The following is a 19,179-nucleotide window of genomic DNA, read 5'->3' on the forward strand; positions in this document are numbered from 1 at the left end:
TGGACAACAAGATAAAGCAGATCCTATGTATCTCAGAGCGTCGCAGGGATAAAGAAGAGGCAATTGCTAGAGGTATGCAAACTAAGTTCCAGAGTGCATTTGACAAACTAGCTGACTCAGTTAAGCGTGGTCAATATTCCAATGCCACAACTGTGGCTTCAAGAATAGGAAAGCTAAAGCAAGAGCATCGCTCTATTGCACGTCGCTATGAGATAGATGCCATAACTGGCGATGACCAAAAAGTCAAAGAGCTGGTTTTGACCGAGAAACCAAAAGTAAAAGAAGCAGCTGAGACTCTCTATGGTGCATATGTGATTGAGACCAATAGGAACGATCTAGAACCAGAAGAGATCTGGAAGCTCTATATGACCCTAACAAAGGTAGAGGATGCATTCAAAGCCCTAAAGAGCAATCTTGGGATGAGACCGATCTATCACCAACTAGCTAGTCGTACCGCTGCTCATCTATTTATCTCAGTAGTTGCTTATCACCTCTATGGAGCAATTGCACTTAGCTTATCTCAAGCCGGTGACAAAAGAAGTGTTCACAGCATTCTTGCTCAAGTGTCTACCCATAGCCGCTTGAACGTAACGATGTTAGATGATAACAAACGTCTACATAACCTTCGTATCTCCTCTACTCCAAACTCTACCCAAAAAGAGATCTACTCTATTCTTGGAGTAGTAGATACGCTAGCTCGAACCAAGAAGGTGATTGCTCAACTGTAGTGCCCAAATCCAGACACCAATATGGTCATTACCTGGGCTTTCATGGGGTGGTTGCCGAAAGTAGGGCTAGGCGCCAGGGGAGTTGGTTGAAATTGAGACCTAGGTACTAAATGCGCCTATAGGAGCGAATCGCCAAGGGGATAAATATTGCAATAATGACGATTAACCATATTACGCTTTTGATTCCACCTGAAAAGAGCGGTCCGCCCAGAGCCAAGGATCTCATCTCGTTGATGATGATTGTGACCGGTTGGTTTTTTGCGAATACTTGAAGCCAACTGGGCATTGAACTTACTGGGACGAATGCGGACGAGACAAATGTCAATGGAAATAACCATGCCAGCCCAAAGGACTGAACCGTCTCTTCGTTTTTTAGTGCCAATCCGCAAAAGGCCGATACGCAGCAGATAGCAATGCCAAAGGCGACGCCGAAGCCCAGCATTGCTATGCCAGCAGCGACACCATTGTGAAATCTAAAACCTACGGCGTATCCAACTAGTAGAATTACTACAACCGTCACTAAGAGTCGAATTGAATCGGCTATTAGCCTTCCAAGTAGGACCGCTGACCTAGCCATAGGCATCGAGCGAAATCGGTCGATCACTCCGAGTTGGATTTCACGAGCAAGGCCAATTGCAGTTCCGAATGAAGCAAATGCTGCAGATTGAGCGATTATCCCAGGCATCAAGTAGTCAACGTAGCCGCCTGGCACGTTGACCGAGATTGCCCCACCAAAGACATAACGAAACAGTAAGACGAACATTACGGGTTGGACTATAGCGAAAAATATGAACGCTGGAACCCGAAGCCAAACCAAAAGATCTCGTTTAGCGATAATAAGGGCATCGCTGATGCCATACCTAAGTTCCTCAAGTAAAGAGACATTGATTTCCGTTGGTCGATCCAATATCGGACGATTATTCATTGGTTGTTCCCTCTCGAGCTTTAGAAGTTGTTCTTTTTGCCCTGCGGTTTTGACTTTTCTGGAGGTTTTCATCGACAGCGGTGCTGTAATGGCCAGTGATAGAGAGAAAGACATCATCGAGCGAAGGGCGATGCAGTGAGAGTTTCTCAATGTTTACACCAGCGGAGTCGAGGTTTAGGACCGCTTTGGCCAGCCCATTTGTTCCAAGGGCGCCAATTCCGACAGTTACCCTTGCTGAATCGTAGTTCACAACTGGTTCCTTCGATGATAGATCAGAGACGGCACGCTGTGCATCTTCGATTCGGCTTGGGTCGGTGACAGTAAATTCTATGACATCACCACCGACTTGGGCTTTTAGCTCGTTCGCCGTTCCAGCGGCAATAACTCTTCCTTGGTCAATTACGACTATCTTGTCCGCTAGGATGTCGGCCTCCTCTAGGTATTGCGTCGTAAGTACGAGTGTGGTTCCTTCTTCCACCAGCTCTTTAATTACGCTCCACATCCCGTTTCGAGCTCTTGGATCAAGGCCTGTCGTGGGCTCGTCCAAAAAGAGTACTGCGGGACGTCCAACAAGACTTGCCGCTAAGTCGAGGCGCCTTTGCATGCCACCTGAATACGTCTTAGCAGGGCGATCTCCGGCTTCAATGAGGTCAAATCGATTAAGGAGTTCGCTAGCTCTGGCCTGTGAGGTCTTTTTATTGAGATGATAAAGTCGCCCCATGATTTCGAGATTTTCTCGTCCGGTTAGCTCCTCTTGGATCGCCGCACTCTGTCCTGCTAATCCAATTAGCCTTCTTGCCTTTGCTGGGTTAGCTAGTACGTCGCAACCTTCAATAAATACTGAACCACCATCTGGTCTCAAAAGCGTGGTAAGGATCTTTATCGCCGTGGTTTTCCCTGCACCATTGGGACCTAGAAGTCCGAGTACTGTTCCTCTTGTGACTGCAAAACTAACTCCAGATAGGGCCAAGACGCTACCAAAGTTCTTCTTCAAGTCGCGAACTTCAACCGCATCTTCCAATTGACTTTCCATGCTTATCCTTTGGTTTTCTTCAGGTAGGGTAGACAGGCTGAACTTCTTTATATCAACCAGACGACTTAGGGTTTCATTCGAGATCCTAGACACCTCTATGGCCATTGGCTACCAGATACTTTGGAATTCGACGTACAATAAATAGGAACTTAGCCCATTCGGGCGCCCTTGCGCTGGTCTTTTAATTTGACGTGGTCGGTTAATGGTTTTCTAAACCCAACTGCACGAAAAGCATATGACTCTACTGTCGACATGTTTCAATCCGCGCTCTTTCAACTTGTGTGTTTGGTCTGGCTGTGGGCCATCTCGGGATGGCTCATAGAGGTAGATAAATTTCCCAGATGTGATTTCTAAAATCGGTACGCTCTGGAGATAATCTTTAGTCAAATAGGGGTCGATCCTCCAAAGCAGCTTATCTCTCTGGTTCATCTTGTTCGTCTTGCATGCACTCTGGAGTGAGCTGGTTCATTATGCAAATCAAATATGGTCGATTCGAGCCCGGCAGTGGTCGTTATATAGTGAATGAATTTGGCCAATTGCAATAGTCAAACCGCTTATTTGAATGCTTATTAGAATAAGGTGGCTACTCGTTTGGTTCATCGACAACTTTAGTCCCTCTTTGCTAAAGAGAAATTGATGGTAGCTTTTACCTCTTGGAGGGTTGGGTAGCTGACCTTGGAGCCGGGATTCTCTTGGAGGTTTTTGAGAGAAGAGACTTTTGTCTTGTCGCTATATCTCTTTAGATTTAGCTCTTTGGGAATTAAGCACGACTCTTGAATGAGGTGGTTTAAGATTCGCTGGGGAGCCAACTGGGTTTTTCCAATTTTGTTTTTAAGGTTTTCTTCGATGCCGTCGAAGATAGCAGTTGAGCATTGGTTCTTATTTACGTCTAAGAGCTAAAAGTGCCCCAAAGAGTTCCAAAGAGCAAAAGATGAGAGTTTGTCTAGGAATTGCCTTTGGGGCATTTTTCGTTGTGAATCTTGCCTGGCGCTTTAGGTTTTGTTTAGAACTATTTAGTTATCCGTAAACTGGTGCTCCTGACTTTAGCTGGGAAAGTGGTGAACCTCCAGTTGTGGCGGTGGCTCCTCCTTTTGCTGGTTCAACTCCTTTGTCTCCGTCACCATCTGGAGCCTTCGAAGTTGCTGATGCTGATTTTGAAGCGCCGCCCCCAGCCATTACAGGGGCTGCCGCTATTGCCGAAATGCTCATGATTCTCTCCTTATATTTCATGAATGAGCTGACCCAATCCTTATATAGGAATTGATCGACCGGGTTAGTTAATTCTTGAATTTGCCTCTTCAGGGAGTCTTCAGATTTGGTCAGCAAAGTCCTGGATTCACCTTCGGTGAGCTTGGGGATGAATCCCTTTGTTGGTTCAGCTAGGCGCGATTAGGTCAGCTTCTTGCGGAGAACCCCCATTTCAATGGCTATACAATAGAATTTGATGCCCGGATTGCAAGACCTTGGTACAAAGTTGATTTTTAGATAAGGGTGCTTTGTGAGTTTTTAATTTTCATATGATTAGGGTAGAGCAAATCCCATTTTCAATCGAAGCTACATTGATGAATTGCGATCTTAAAAAGGAAGTTCGGATCATAGATGGTATTAATATCTTCAGAACTACCTTGGTATTGGGTGATATTTATTTCTAGAGTATCGGACTACAGGACGCGACAATCGGCTCGATTCGTATCAAAAGAGCTACTCTCGATAGAAGGAGCCTCGTTGGGTTAATCGCTCTTCAATTTGTCCTGATATTCCTCTGAGGTGACTGGGGGTCGATCCAAGATTGGCGATATTTGAGATTGCACTATCTATGGCATCGTAGGCAGCTCTAGATTTGGGGGCGTCTGCCATGTAAATTACCGCCTGAGAAAGGATTATTCGAGCTTCTGGCATACCAATGCGTTCGACGGCATTGAGTGTCGATGTGGCAAGTACTATCGCCATTGGATCTGCGTTTCCAATATCTTCCGATGCGAAGATCGCGATCCTTCGTGCTATGAAACGAGGGTCTTCGCCTAGGTCTAAACTCTGCGCAAGGTATTGTATCGCATCATTTTTTTGGCCAGATCGCATCGATTTTATGAGTGCACTCGCTAGTTCAAAGTGGCTGTCGTTTGAGAGTCCTCGTCGGAAGTTGAATACTTCATCTTTGAGTTCCTCGAATTTTTCTAGCTGCTTGGCGCCTTGGAAAGTTCCTAATATCTCGGCAAAAGTCAAAGCGGAGCGTAGATCACCGTGGCAGGAGTCGGCAAGTGCTAGGACGATCTCCTCAACAAGCGGATTTTGAATGGACTTGTTTGAGCGTCGAATTACCTCTGCCACCTCTTTCTTGGTCAGGGGAGCCAATGCTATGGTAAGCATTCTCGAAAGCAACGCGGAGCTAAGGCTAAATGAAGGATTTTCGGTAGTAGCTCCAATTATCTCCAATTTGCCACGCTCTAGAGGTTCCAAGAGAGCGTCTTGTTGAACTTTGGATAGTCTGTGTATTTCGTCGACAAATAAGACCACACGACCACCAAAAAGGGATCCACGGGCTGCTTTAGTGGCATCAATTGCTCGTTTGATCTCCTGGATCGAAAGAGTCGAGCCGGTATGAGCTAGCACCGTGGCGCCGATCTCTCTGAGTAGGTTCTCGGAGATGGTGGTCTTTCCACTTCCGGGGGGCCCATATAAAATTATCGATAATGTCCTATTTGAGGTCCGGAATGATCCTATGAGGCCGCCTTGGCCAAGAAGTGTTTCATGGCCAACGATAGCATCGAATGACTGTGGGCGGATTGCTTGAGGAAGTGGGACTTGTGATCTATCGACATCGTTCTCAGACATTTAAAATCCCGCCTTTAAAACCTACTTACTTTAATTTGATATCTAATTGGATCCGGGTTTACTCGCCTTAGGTAATGTTCGCAGTCCGACTGTATCGAGTATCTTTTGCGAAACTGGTTTAGGTGCGTTCGTCATTGGATCTTGCCCCGATTGTGTCTTTGGAAAGGCGATCACCTCTCGAATATTTTCTTCTCCCGCCATTATGGCCGCGATTCTGTCGATTCCAAAGGCAAAACCACCATGTGGCGGTGCTCCATATTTGAATGCTTCCAATAGGAAGCCAAATCTGGAATGAGCTTCTTCCTCTGAAATGCCAATGATCTCGAAGATCTTGGATTGGATCTCCGAACGGTGGATTCTTATGCTGCCACTGCCTAATTCCCAACCATTTAATACTAAATCGTAGGATTGGCTTCTAGTGGATAGTGGATCTGAATCCAGCAGGCCAAAGTCGTCATTATGTGGCATTGTAAAGGGGTGGTGAGCCGAGATTGGCCTGCCATTGTCGTCCAAACCTTCAAAAAGCGGAAAGTCGACGATCCATACGAACTTAAGATCGTCGTGGTTTAGGCCATTTCGTCCAAGCTCCAAGCGAATCGCGCCCAGCACCTCTACTGCTTTTTCCCATTTGTCAGCCACGATCAGGGCAAGGTCGCCGGCGACAAGATCTAATTTTTCAATGATTTGGGCGGTTAGTTTTTCGTCTAGGAATTTTGCTAGCGGAGATTCGAAGGCTAGGTTGTCACCTTCTTGAATCACCTTGAAGTAGGCAAGACCGCCGGCTCCAAGGGATTTTGCCTTGGCTATTAGGGCGTCTAGTTTTGACCTGCTAGGCATCTCTGAGATAGGAGCCTTGATGCCCTTTACGCATTCAGCGCTAAAGGCGCGTATGCCCGAACTTCCAAGAATATCGGTGAGATCAACGAGTTTGGATCCAAATCTCATATCTGGTTTATCGACACCATATGAGTCCATAGCTTCGCGCCAGGTCATTTTGGGGAAATCGCCGATCTCTGTGCCCCTTGTTAGACTGACGATCTCTCGCATCGTTGATGATACGAACTCATGGATTTCATCCTGCGTTATGAAGGATGCTTCCAGGTCGAGTTGGGTAAATTCAAATTGGCGATCTGCTCTTAGATCTTCGTCTCGCATGCATCTTGCTATTTGATAGTATCTATCAAAACCGCCAACCATAAGTAGTTGCTTGGCTATCTGCGGGCTCTGGGGTAGAACATAGAAGCTTCCTGGCTGAAGCCGTGAAGGTACTAGGAACTCTCTAGCGCCCTCTGGAGTAGGCGTCCAAAGCATTGGTGTCTCAACTTCGGTAAAGCCTTGGTCTTCAAGTGACCGTCGAATGGCGCTATTTACCTTGGCTCTAACTCGAAGATTTCGCTGCATCTTTTCTCGTCGAATGTCTAGATATCGAAAGCGAAGTCGGGTAATCTCCTCGACGTCACCTCTATCGTCCAGTGCAAAAGGAATAGGCGCCGCCTGTGATAGGACTTCTATCTCTACGTCTCGTATCTCGATGGTTCCAGTTGAGAGGTTTTCGTTTTCAGTACCTTCTGGACGAGGCGCTACGGTCCCGCTGACGCGAATTACATACTCGGGCTTGATATCGGTAATTCTGTCGGTTGTAACTTGGACTATACCTGTATGGTCTCGCAGGTCGATGAAGCTTAGGTGCTCCCCGTGGTCTCGAATTCGCTGAACCCAACCGCATAGTGTTACGGAATTGCCTATCTCACTTGCGCTAACTTGACCGCAATAGAGACTCCTAAGGCCGACTGCTTGTCCCATTTTTGAGATGCCCACTTTTCATTGTAAATAGATCTGTCAGAAATTATCGATGCGATGCCTGGCCACAAAGAGCCGCCACACCGCATTTAACTGTAATAATCTGCGATTATAGCCTAAGTCCGCTTGACCTTTTCTTTGCCATATTACTTTGACAACCCTTTGATTTGCATGGCTGAAGGGGCTAATGATCGCTGGAGATCCATATACTTTGGTGCTTTTTGGCGTTCTTATGGTTTATGAGGCGAATGAATTTTTGTTGCAATAGCTCAGGCGTAATTCTAACAAGGGTGTCGCACTCGATCGAGGAGGATTGAGGAAGTGGCCTAAGGGTAGATCGTTCGTGAATCTTAGATTTAAAATGAAACACACTTGTAAAATGAAACAAACTTGGGTCTTTTGATTTTTGTTCGTTTTTTTGTCTCTGACCCATTGATAATTGACTATAGTTCTCGCTCTGTTTCAATATAACTCTGGCGCATTTTCGGCCTCTGTCTTTAGCGCTGGATGAATCTACTCGACGACTCGTCGTGTCTGGTCTGGCTCAAATTTTCGCGGAAGTAATTTTTAGAGTTGTATAACAACATCGGACTATTCCAACTAAGGGCATGTCGCGTGCTGATAAGATATGCATTCAAATGGAAGCAAATGAACTCAGAAAAGCCTTTACAGATTTCTTCGTAGAGCGCGGTCATACCTTGGTACCGTCAGCCTCGTTGATTCCTCACGATCCTACAGTATTATTTACAGTGGCAGGGATGGTTCCTTTTAAGCCGTATTTCCTCGGTGAAGAACAGCCTGCTTTCAGCCGAGCCACCTCGATTCAAAAATGTATGAGGGCTGGTGGCAAGCACAACGATCTAGATCAAATCGGCCGAACCGCCAGGCATTTAACTTTTTTTGAGATGTTGGGTAACTTTAGTTTTGGAGACTATTTCAAGAACGAAGCAATCCCCTATGCGTGGCAACTTGTCACCGAAGTCTTAGGGTTAGATCCGAACCGCCTTTGGGTCACCGTTCATTTGAGCGATGATGAGGCGGAAGCCATTTGGCGTGATAAAGTTGGCGTAAATCCCAAGAGAATTCAGCGACTTGATGAAGACAACTGGTGGCAAATGGCCGATACTGGGCCGTGCGGGCCATGTTCGGAGATCTATTACGACAAGGGCGAGAGTTACGGTGCCGACGGCGGCCCCGCTTTTGGATCGGACGAGCGATTTCTGGAGATCTGGAACCTGGTCTTTATGCAATACGATAGGGCCGAAGACGGATCCTTGCACTTACTGCCTAAGCCCTGTATTGATACTGGGGCAGGACTAGAGCGAATTCTTCCGGTTATTCAAGGTAAGGGTTCTGTCTATGAGACTGATTTGCTTTGGCCTATATTGGCTGCAGGCGCGGCCTTGATTGGTGCTACCTATGGTCAAGATCCAGAAGTCGATGTGTCATTGCGGATCATGGCGGACCATGCGAGGTCAATGGCATTTTTAGTGGCGGACGGAGTGATACCTTCCAACGAAGGTAGAGGCTATGTACTGCGTCGGATCATAAGGCGGGCTGCGCTTCGAGCATGGCGAATAAAAGACGTAGAGTCTGTAATGATCACCCTCTTAGATGCAGTTATCGATAACTTGGGAGTCGCTTATCCGGAGTTGGTGACTGGAGCGGATTTCATAAAATCCGTGATCGACCGAGAAGAAAAGAGCTTCGCCAAGACGTTGAGAGCGGGATCTAACCTTTTAGATGCTGAACTTGAACGTGGTTTGCCGATCTCTGGGGAGGCGGCTTTTCGCCTTCACGACACCTATGGCTTTCCAATTGAATTGACTCAAGAGATTGCAATGGATCGAGGGGTCGAAGTCGACACTGCGGGTTTTGAAGTTGAAATGGACAAGCAGAGAACGCGTGCTCGTGCGGATCGTAAGGAAAAAGGCGGCGATAACGAGCTCAACGACCGTTATCGAGAGATTTTCGAGAGCTTTGGCCCCACTATCTTTAGCGGCTACTCCACATTGGGTGATCAGGGCCGAATTGTTGGGATTTTCAAGTCGGAAGGTCAAGACGATCTCTATGAGGTCTTTTTAGATCGAACTTCCTTCTATGGCGAGCAAGGTGGCCAGGTGGGTGATACTGGCGTAATCTCGACCGAGGGAGTTGTCGGTGAAGTTTTAGATACAAATTTCGCCTTCTCATCGTTGACAAGGCATATCGTTCGAATCCCAAGTGGTGAATTTCGAATTGGACAGAATGTTTCTATGAGCGTCGACCGGGCGCGACGAAATGCAATTCGCAAGAATCATACAGCTACTCACCTTGTTCATAGCGCTCTTCGTTCGGTGCTAGGTGACCATGTAAAGCAACAGGGCTCTTTAGTGGCTCCAGATCGTCTCCGATTTGATTTCTTTCACTGGGGTCCGCTTTTGCCAGATGAGATCATTAAAGTTGAAGAACTCGTCAATGAAGCCATATCGGCTAGTGAAAAGGTGGAGACCAAAGTAACCTCTAAATCTGAAGCCATGGAGATGGGTGCTATCGCCTTTTTCGGAGATAAGTATGGCGACTCAGTCCGCGTGGTGCGGGCGGGTTCAACGTCTATGGAGTTTTGCGGAGGAACTCACGTAGATGAATTGGGTGCGATAGGGCTCTTCGTGATCACACAAGAGACTTCTATCGGCGCTAACACTCGGCGTATCGAGGCACTTACCGGTCTTGGTGCGCTTAGCTACCTAAAGGCCAAGGCTGCCTTGCTGGGTCAAGTTACAAGTGTTCTTGGCACCTCTGAGACCGAGGTTTTGTCCAGATTGGAACAGATGCGGATCAAAGAAAGAGAGTTAACGTCGACTCTCGCAGGCTACGAAAGAGAGCGACTTTCAAAACTTACAAAGGACCTTTTCTCTCGGATTGACGATGGTATCCTTATTGAACGCCTTGATGGACAGAATCCAAATGCTCTCAAAGAGATCTCCTCCATCTTGAAGTCGCATGTGGGGTTGAAGTTTGTAGCTCTAATTTCACTCTTTGATGAAAATAAGGTTGCCTTGGTTGCGACGCGAGGCCCGGATTCGTCTATCGACGTCTCGAGCGCGGTTGCTGGCGCAGCAAAGGTTCTGGGTGGAGGAGTAGGCAGGAATGCAGATTTTGCTCAAACCGGAGGCAAGAATTATGAAAAGATCGACGAGGCCCTTCAAATCATTAAGAAGTCGATCTAACTAGTTGTTTCTGCAGGGGTTGAACATATTTGGCTTTAGATATAAAGCTCAAATAGCTGGCAATGAGCCTTGTTCAAGTAAATAAGATCGAATTGGTATCGTCAACTATTTGAGTCAACTCATTGTAACTTATAAGGTTTGAAGTGGCTAAGTATGTAGCGTTAGATCTAGGAAAGCGACGTGTAGGCGTCGCAGTTGGCAACAATTTGATTGGGGTAGCTGTTCCTAGCGAATCGTTCCTGGTGAGTGGCGATCTTATGTTAGAGATTGATAAGTTGGTGTCTCATCTGATGGATTACGATCCAAGCGTGATCGTAATCGGCGATCCTGTTTCTTTGAATGGAAGTAGTGGGATCGCTTCGAGCTGGGTACATGAGATTGGTAATGAGATAGCTCGCGTTGGGAAAATAGAGATTGTCTATGTTGATGAGCGCTTGACCACCAGGTCGGCGACGAGGGAACTTGCTCAAACGGGCCAGAGAGGGAAAAAATTGCGTAGCCGAGTTGATTCAGCGAGTGCAGCTGTAATTCTTTCTTCTTATTTTGATACTATCAATGGTCACGATTCGTGAGTATGGGTTTGTCCGAGGTCTCCAAGGGTAGTTTGTTTATCTGTCCAGCAAGACGCTCTGTTAACTCTAGGTATTCAAGGGGAGTCTGATTTTGGTTGTAGAAGACCACGACCTTACTAAAAGGCGTCAAGTGACCCTTAGGGGTAAGGTCATCATTGGCATCCTCTCCATAGTGTTTATCGTGATAATTAGCGCTTTCCTAGCTTGGTCTTCTTACCAAAGAGGGATATCTGGAGCAATTAAAGGTTCGGTCGTGAATCTTTTGATAAAGAGCGGAGATAATTATTCTATTGTCGGACGTGAACTCGCAGGGTTAGGAGTGATTCGTTCTAGTTTTTATTTTGATATTTACCTGAAGCTAAATGCTCCTCCCTCCCTTCTTCCAGGTGAGTATACTTTTCATAAGAATGAGTCGGCCAAAGCTGTAATTTCGGTCTTTCGAGGTGGCGCCAATGAGTATCGCCTGACCATCATTCCAGGGATGACCGTAGCTCAAATAGCACATCAAGTTGCTAAAATTCCAGGTCATAGCCTCAAGAGTTTTGATAAAGCTCTATCGAAGGGCAACTTTAAAAGTCCATTTCTTCCTCCTGGTTCGACAAATTTGGAGGGTCTTTTGAGCCCTAACACATATTTTGTTCTTCCAAATGAGCCCGATAGTCAATTGATCCAAGAGATGCTGGATGAGACCACAAAAGTTGCTTCTCAGGCAGGTCTATCGCCAAGCACCAGGTTTGATTCCATCAGCGCCTATCAGGTTTTGATAGTCGCATCTTTGATTCAGCGTGAAGCTTTGTTGAGTGGGGACTACGCCAAGGTTGCTAGGGTGATATACAATCGGCTCGCTATACCGATGAACCTGCAGTTTGATTCGACTGTTCTCTATGGACTTGGCTTGACTGGTGGTTCGCCTACTTATCAACAACTTAAGATGGCTACCCGGTATAATACTTATTTGAATCCTGGATTGCCACCAACGCCCATCAGCGCTCCTGGAGAAAGCGCTATTCACGCAGCGCTAAATCCTGCAAGTGGGCCGTGGATATATTTCGTAACTGTTAGCTCAAATGGAGCAGAGGCATTTTCAACAACCTATAGTCAGCAGTTAGCTAATGAAGCTTTAGCTGGCCAGAGAGGGCTAGGATGACAAATTTTGAAGTTGAGGCTCACCTATCATCGTGGGCCTGGCCCACCGGAGCCACTAAAGTTTTAGCCGTAATAGGTGACCCTGTGGATCATTCGCTTTCTCCGGTGATTCACAATGCAGCTATAAGACGCTTGGGTTTGGACATCGTATATGTGGGTTTTAAGGTCGCACGCCAAGATATAGAGAGCGCGATGGCGGCCGTGCGTATCTTTGGGATCCAGGGACTGTCGGTGACAATGCCTCTCAAGAAGGAGATCATACCTTTTCTCGATTCGGTAACAGAGCGTGCTCGTTTACTGCAGAGTGTAAATGTGGTCTATCGAAAAGGTGATCAGCTCATTGGTGATTCTACCGATGGCCCAGCTTTGGTCGAAGCTCTTCGAGAAGATCATGGTATTTCAGTTAAAGGCAAATCTGTGGCAGTGATCGGTAGCGGCGGTGCCGGACGGGCGATCTGCCTAGCTCTAGGTGAGGCTGGGGTTGGTGAGGTATACGTGGTGTCGCGAAACCTCTCGACAGCTGCAGTTGCAGCAGAGCTAGCTGGATCAGTAGGCTTTGTGGGAGTCCCCGCCGATATTGCGCGAGCCGATATCGTAATCAATGCGACCCCGGTTGGAATGGCTGGTACTCAACTTAGTGGTTTGAGTCCTATCACCCCTGACCAGCTTTCATCTGGTCAATTTGTCTACGACATAGTCTATTATCCGGTGCAGACACCCCTGATGGAAGTGGCTGCGTCCAAGCATTTAGAAGGTGGCTCAGGAGTCTCTATGTTGGTGCAACTTTCAAAGATAGCCTTTGAACTTTGGACGGGAGTTGAGCCGCCGCTTGAAGAGATGAGAGCTGCGGCCAAAGCCGAAACTCTGCGCCGAAGCTGAGTATTCGCTTCGACTTCACAAATAGTGTTGAAGTTTTGGTTAGTAACTGACGAAAATGAAGTTGATGACTTTCCCGGTCCCACCTTCAACGCAGTTAGAACGTAATCAAAGCGCTCGCCAGAGTGGGGTAGGTGGTATCCTTTCCCCCTTAGCTCGGTTTTTGCTTCAAGATGGCGTGGTCTCGGAGGAGAACCTTCACAAGGCTGCAGACGAACAGAGAAGGCGTAACGTACCCCTGTCACGGGTATTGATCGAGAACAACTTAGTCGACGAAGCCATTCTTGGAAAGATCCTAGCTACACGTTTGGGGCTAGAATTCGTAGATCTAAATAGAATATCCGTTGACCCAGCTGCTTCATCTTTGATAACACGTAATCTTGCAGTCAAGCATGAGATGATTCCTATTTCATTTAGGGATGCGCGGGTGGTGGTGGCAGCGGCCGACCCCAACAATGTGCAGGGAATTGACGACTTTCGAGCATATATTCGTAGGGATATTGTCCTTGTTGTCGCCTCAAGAACTGCCGTGCTTTCAACTATCGATCGTATGGTTGGAATCGGAAATGAATCCGTAGAGGCAAATGCCATAGCGGCCGCTGAGGTTGCCGATTCGTCTAGTCATGAAAATGCCTCTGCACTCAAAGAGGTGGCCGAAGAAGGACCGATCGTAAAGTTAGTAAATGCGACAATTGCTCAAGCTGTAAACGATCGGGCTAGCGACGTTCATGTGGAGCCACAAGCAGATGGAGTTAGGCTTCGGCATCGTATTGATGGAGTGCTTCACGAAGTGTCGATGCTTCCAAAGAATCTGCAAGCAGGGATTATCTCACGCATCAAGATAATGGCGGATCTTAATATTGCCGAGCGGCGAGTGCCTCAGGATGGGCGGATTTCAGGAGTTATTGGGGGCCGATCGATTGATCTTCGAGTTGCTACCCTTCCAACCAATTATGGCGAGAAGGTAGTGCTTCGAATTTTAGAGAACGCTACTGCGATGATGGACTTGGCAGATCTGGGGTTTCTGTCGGACTCCTTGGCGCTCTATCAAGCCTCTTTCAAAAAGCCCTACGGAACAATTTTAGTTACTGGACCTACCGGTTCTGGTAAGTCCACCACGTTATATGCAACGCTGAATGTCTTGAATTCGCCAGAGAAAAACTTGATTACGGTTGAGGATCCGGTTGAGTATAGAATTCCAGGCATCAACCAGGTTCAAGTCAACTATAAGGCTGGCCTCAACTTTGCATCAGCCCTGAAATCGATTTTGCGTTCAGATCCAGATATCGTCATGGTTGGCGAGATTCGAGACCAAGAGACTGCGGTTATCGCGACGGAGTTAGCGCTAACTGGCCACCTAGTTCTGTCCACTCTTCACACAAATGATGCGGCATCCACTCCTGCTCGCTTGATTGAGATGGGCGTGGAGCCCTATCTGGTTTCAAGCGCACTTGACTGCATTGTGGCTCAACGTCTAGCGCGGCGTCTCTGTGATAATTGCAAAGTGGCCTATGCACCAACTAGAGCTGAGCTCGCTCCTCTTAATCTTGATCGCTGGGGGCTTGAAGTACCTCCGAATTTGTACAAGGCCGAGGGATGTGGTGTTTGTTCTAATACGGGCTACAAGGGACGCTTTGCAATTCATGAAGTTCTCGTGGTAACTGATGACGTAGAGCGTCTTATTGCTGGGAATGGTAATAGCCATGATATTCGCGATTTGGCAATGGCCAAAGGAATGATACCCATGAAGGTTGCTGGATTGCGGCAGGTTTTAGGCGGAAATACAACTTTGGATGAGATATTTAGAGTTGTTTCATGAGTCAAGGATTAGACCTAGGTGCTAGATAAGACAAAGGCGATTGCAGCATTAGTCCGGGATGGGATCTCAGATCCGGATCGCTTGGAGGGGCTAACCAAAGATTCTTCGGGTGTGATTGAATTCGTAGACATTGTGGCTCGAGAATTTCAGTTGTCTCATGATAATCTTTTGGCCACCGTCTCTGAATCCAACTCCGTAAAATATAGCGATGGACCTTCTGTGGTTCGATCTTCAATGGTGGATAAGCTCGCCTCTTTGGAGTTGTTTAAACGATTCTGGGTGGTCCCGTTCTTGGTCGTCGACGGGAGGCTGCAGATCTCGACTTTGGATCCTTACTCTGACGGTGTGATTTCGAAGCTCAAGAGTGCCTTGGTCGGCTATGGCATTGATATGGTCCAAGTATCTCGATCATCAATGGTGGAGATTGCCACCTCGATCTTTGGATCGGCGATATCTAAAGAGTTCGAGGAGTCAAATCCTCTTTCTCAAGGTGAATCCGATTCTAAATCAATTGGCGTTTCGGATCGTTTAGTATCGATGGCGCGGATGGATGCGTCGATACCCTCAATTGCTGAATTATTGCGAGTTACATCCGACCAAAGAGGATCAGACCTCCATTTGACCGTTGGGGCGAGTCCCACAATAAGGGTTGATGGTCGACTGATAAGGCTCGATCAATATCCAATTCTAAAGCCGCAAACTATAAGGGAATTGATCTATTCCATACTCACTGATTCGCAGCGGGATCGCTTTGAAGCCAGCCGTGAGCTTGATGTTTCCTATGGCGTTGCGGGAATTGGGCGTTTTAGGGTAAATGTATTCATGCAGCGCTCCAGTCTGGGTGCAGTTATGCGATCGATTCCCGACAAGATCGCCACTCTGGAAAGTTTGGGTTTACCTAAGGTCGTTTCTTCATTTGCGGATATCCCAAGGGGTTTGGTTTTGGTCACCGGCCCTACTGGCTCAGGCAAGTCAACTACACTTGCCTCGCTCGTTGATAGTATAAATGCATCCCGTGAGTGCCATATAGTGACGGTCGAGGATCCGATTGAGTTTTTGCATAGCCACAAGAAGGCGTTGATCAATCAAAGAGAAGTTGGCGAGGACACCTTTGGCTTTGCGGAAGCGTTACGTCATGTATTACGTCAGGATCCCGATGTCATACTAGTTGGTGAGTTGCGCGATCATGAGACGATCTCAATGGCGCTCACTGCCGCTGAGACGGGTCATGCTGTATATGCGAGCCTTCACACTCAGGACGCCCCACAGGCTATAGATCGAATTATAGATGTCTTTCCATCGCATCAGCAATCCCAAGTCAGAGTACAAGTTGCTTCGAGCCTTCAAGGGATCGTTACTCAGCAACTCTTACCGCTGGCAAGCGGGCATGGCCGGACGGTTGCAGCGGAGGTATTGGTAATTACTCCAGCTATACGCAATTTGATTCGAGAGGCAAAGATCCACCAGATCTATTCATCCATGCAAGCCGGTGGAGCCTTTGGCATGCAGACCATGGAAGTGGCGCTCGCTCAGCTTGTAAGGGCTAGAACGGTAACGCCCGAAGCGGCACTGAGGGGCTCTTCGAACCCCGACGAACTCCGCAGGCTACTCTCTTCTTCCAACTCTTCCCCTTCTCAGCTACGCAGGGGCGCTTAAGACCATCTTGGCGCCTTTGGGTGGAAATGGCGTTTGACTCTAAGACGCGTCTTTAAAATCTGGGTACCCATCGGAGATAGGTAGGGGTTTGCACTAAGCATGTCAACGGGACCAGAAAGAGAGTCGATCGATAATATTTTGATCCTGTAGCGGAGGATCTTGCCTTGCTTGTCAAGTTGACTCCTTGTTTTGGTAGATAAGCCACCTTCATTTTGCTCTGTTGGGTTGAGGAGCTGATCCGATGGCGTTGGTTTGAGTGGTTATGGATTTATAACATCACTGACACGAAGATTCGCATCTATCAAGTTACCCAAAATAGTCCAAGAATTCAGCCAAAGCTGATCTACCAAAGCGATATCAGGGGTGGTTGTCCGTCCCAAGACACAAGGCTGTCGTAACGTCGATAGTGGCAATCTATGAGTGATAAAAAACTTTTCACTTTTGTCACAAGGACTACGGCTATATCTTGAAATCGCCGTGGTGACTCTTTTTGAGTGGTTATAGCATTTTCGAGGTGCCAAGCTTGACTTTTGGATCAGAAACGCTATTCCAGCGTTTTTCTCGCGGAGGAGTTGGATTATCTGTCTCTGGGGGGTTTTAGGTTGAGCGATAGCCTTAGTAAAAACGGGGGATCTAGCTGTCTCCACTAGAGCAACTGGCAGATTTTGGTTAAGATGACCTTTCTTGGAGATGCGAAAGCATAAACGATTTTACAACGGTATTGATAGCGTCTATACGAATTTTTGAGATCCGTGGTGATGCGATTTCGGGTTTTTATTACAGGTTCACATTCCAAGCGGTCGAAAGAGTAAGTGTGGAATATTCCCCGAGATATTTGAAGGTGCGGTTGTGAAGACTTTTGAATACCAAGCACGTGATCGAAAGACCGGCGGAAAGATATCCGGTGTGATCGATGCAGAGAGTGAAGGCAGGGTAGCCGAACGCCTTCATGAGATGGGCTATCTTCCCGTTTCAGTCAAATCCAAGAATACGGTTGCTCTCTCGATGGAGATTCGGATTCCTGGTATCTCTGATCGTGTCAGTGCTGACGATTTAGCAACATTTTCCCGACAGTTTGCAACTATGATTTCAGCGGGCTTGCCGTTGGTGCGCTCGCTTGTAATTCTTTCAACTCAGGTTGAAAATAAGACACTAGCGACTGCTCTAGTCAAGATTCGACAGGAGATCGAGAGGGGTTCATCGCTCTCGGTTGCTTTGGCTATGCATCCAAAGATCTTCGATCGTCTCTTTGTGTCGATGGTGAGAAGCGGCGAAGTCGGTGGTGTTTTGGATCGCGTTCTTCTCGATCTGGCCACCACTTTAGAGAATGCAGCCTCGATTCGTCGCAAGATTAAATCGGCGATGACCTATCCTGTTGCGGTGTTGATCTTGGTTGTTTTGATTTTGACGGCGATGCTTCTGTTTGTAGTTCCTCAATTTAAGTCGATCTTTGCATCCTTGCATGGCACGCTTCCGACCCCAACATTGATATTGCTTGACATCTCCCATATCATGGTTTCCTACTTTTTGGAAGTGGCACTAGTTGTCGCTCTCCTCATATACCTATTACGTAGGTATATTCGCACCGAAAAGGGGCGGATTGTAAAGGATAAGTTGGTTCTGAAGGTGCCGATTTTCGGCAAACTTCTACATAAATCAGCGGTGGTTAGATTCTGTCGTACACTATCGTCGTTAGTTCGATCGGGAGTTCCGCTTCTGGAGGCACTCGATATCACCAAGGGAACAGCTAATAATACGCGTTTTGAATCCGCTATTTCTGCAATGCAAAACGGTGTGAAACAGGGAGTTTCACTTTCGACGACAATGGCTCAACATGATATATTTCCTCCTATGGTTACACAGATGGTGGCAGTAGGGGAAGAGACTGGCGAAGTTGATACAATGTTGGCCAAAATAGGGAACTTTTACGCCGAGCAAGTCGAGGCGATGGTTGCATCACTTTCATCACTTTTGGAGCCGGTCCTGATTGTGGTCCTGGGAGGGGTCGTCGGTTCTATGGTGATCTCACTATATCTGCCAATGTTCAATGTCATCAAGCTTATAAAATAGGATCCAGAAGCTGCTATTTTTCGGTTCTCCTGATCGTTCTTTCTAGCTTGGCTTTTTTGGATCGATTGCTCGAATTTTCAATCTGTCGGATCAAAAAGCATATTTGTGTCAATTGCCTTGGATCAATGATTTACAAAGCCAGCTTCGGTTGAAGCGTTTCAAAACGTCCTGAAGTATTATGGCTAGCGGCTTCTACTTCCATGATGGACCGAAACACTAAAGTCCCCTCCAATTAGAGCGTTGATCTAATTTTCTGATGAATAAGGATGATCTTCTTATGACGAATTGATTAGACCCACAGAGTTTGACTCCCCGACGAATCTTTATTGCAGTCGGAGCACGCCTCTTCTTGAGCCTCTTATTTTTAGCCATGTACCAAAAAACACCATCGGGGACGATGGGCGAAAAGGTGTCTCGACTCTTTGGAGTTTGCAATGAGACCTCTTTTTATTACTCTCTTATTGAAGATTTGTTCGATGAACAGCAGCTTTGCTTGAGACCGATCGCAAAAGC

13 protein-coding genes are annotated in these 19,179 nt (G+C 47.0%); 8 read left to right on the top strand and 5 right to left on the bottom strand.

From position 1 onward, the window contains the following. On the top strand, positions 1-728 hold a 728-nt coding region (locus AXFE_RS01565), incomplete at its 5' end, for an IS1634 family transposase (protein ID WP_152625795.1). Positions 729-834: 106 nt separating this feature from the next. Here AXFE_RS01565 and AXFE_RS01570 read toward each other — a convergent pair. The 5 genes from AXFE_RS01570 to aspS form a co-directional block, all read right to left on the bottom strand. Continuing rightward, positions 835-1,653, bottom strand: coding sequence for an ABC transporter permease (locus AXFE_RS01570; protein WP_052604145.1), 819 nt, complete (start codon positions 1,651-1,653; stop codon positions 835-837). Further along, a complete protein-coding gene (locus AXFE_RS01575; RefSeq protein WP_407071667.1) occupies positions 1,646-2,674 on the bottom strand; it encodes an ATP-binding cassette domain-containing protein in 1,029 nt (342 codons plus the stop codon). Before AXFE_RS01575 ends, AXFE_RS01570 begins: the two co-directional genes overlap by 8 nt. A 1,029-nt stretch (positions 2,675-3,703) precedes the next feature. Further along, on the bottom strand, positions 3,704-3,895 hold the full coding sequence (locus AXFE_RS01585) for a hypothetical protein (RefSeq protein WP_052604147.1): 192 nt from the start codon (positions 3,893-3,895) through the stop codon (positions 3,704-3,706). Positions 3,896-4,387: 492 nt separating this feature from the next. Continuing rightward, entirely contained in the window at positions 4,388-5,518 is a 1,131-nt protein-coding gene (locus tag AXFE_RS01590; protein WP_052604148.1) for an AAA family ATPase, read from the bottom strand. 42 nt (positions 5,519-5,560) lie between these two features. Further along, on the bottom strand, positions 5,561-7,321 hold the full coding sequence (gene aspS, locus AXFE_RS01595; protein ID WP_052604149.1) for an aspartate--tRNA ligase: 1,761 nt from the start codon (positions 7,319-7,321) through the stop codon (positions 5,561-5,563). A gap of 635 nt (positions 7,322-7,956) precedes the next feature. On the opposite strand from aspS, the gene alaS reads away from it, so the two are divergent. From alaS to AXFE_RS01630, 7 genes are all read left to right on the top strand, one after another. Further along, the gene (gene alaS / locus AXFE_RS01600; RefSeq protein ID WP_052604150.1) at positions 7,957-10,527 is read left to right on the top strand and encodes an alanine--tRNA ligase; all 2,571 of its coding nucleotides are present in this window, start codon (positions 7,957-7,959) and stop codon (positions 10,525-10,527) included. Between the two features lie 143 nt (positions 10,528-10,670). Continuing rightward, a complete protein-coding gene (ruvX, locus tag AXFE_RS01605) occupies positions 10,671-11,099 on the top strand; it encodes a Holliday junction resolvase RuvX (protein ID WP_052604151.1) in 429 nt (142 codons plus the stop codon). Between the two features lie 91 nt (positions 11,100-11,190). Next, positions 11,191-12,246, top strand: coding sequence for an endolytic transglycosylase MltG (gene mltG, locus AXFE_RS01610; RefSeq protein ID WP_052604152.1), 1,056 nt, complete (start codon positions 11,191-11,193; stop codon positions 12,244-12,246). Continuing rightward, a complete protein-coding gene (gene aroE / locus AXFE_RS01615) occupies positions 12,243-13,124 on the top strand; it encodes a shikimate dehydrogenase (protein ID WP_052604153.1) in 882 nt (293 codons plus the stop codon). Before mltG ends, aroE begins: the two co-directional genes overlap by 4 nt. Positions 13,125-13,179: 55 nt before the next feature. Then, complete coding sequence (locus AXFE_RS01620; protein WP_200891153.1) at positions 13,180-14,940, top strand: GspE/PulE family protein; 1,761 nt, start codon at positions 13,180-13,182, stop codon at positions 14,938-14,940. A gap of 18 nt (positions 14,941-14,958) precedes the next feature. Further along, positions 14,959-16,596 carry a type IV pilus twitching motility protein PilT gene (locus tag AXFE_RS01625; RefSeq protein WP_200891154.1) on the top strand — a complete coding sequence of 546 codons (1,638 nt, stop codon included), beginning with the start codon at positions 14,959-14,961 and terminating at the stop codon, positions 16,594-16,596. An 849-nt stretch (positions 16,597-17,445) separates the two neighbouring features. Continuing rightward, a complete protein-coding gene (locus tag AXFE_RS01630; protein WP_052604154.1) occupies positions 17,446-18,666 on the top strand; it encodes a type II secretion system F family protein in 1,221 nt (406 codons plus the stop codon). Positions 18,667-19,179: the final 513 nt, after the last annotated feature.

Origin of the sequence: Acidithrix ferrooxidans, from assembly GCF_000949295.1 — a bacterium.
Classification (GTDB): Bacteria; Actinomycetota; Acidimicrobiia; order Acidimicrobiales; family Acidimicrobiaceae; genus Acidithrix; species Acidithrix ferrooxidans.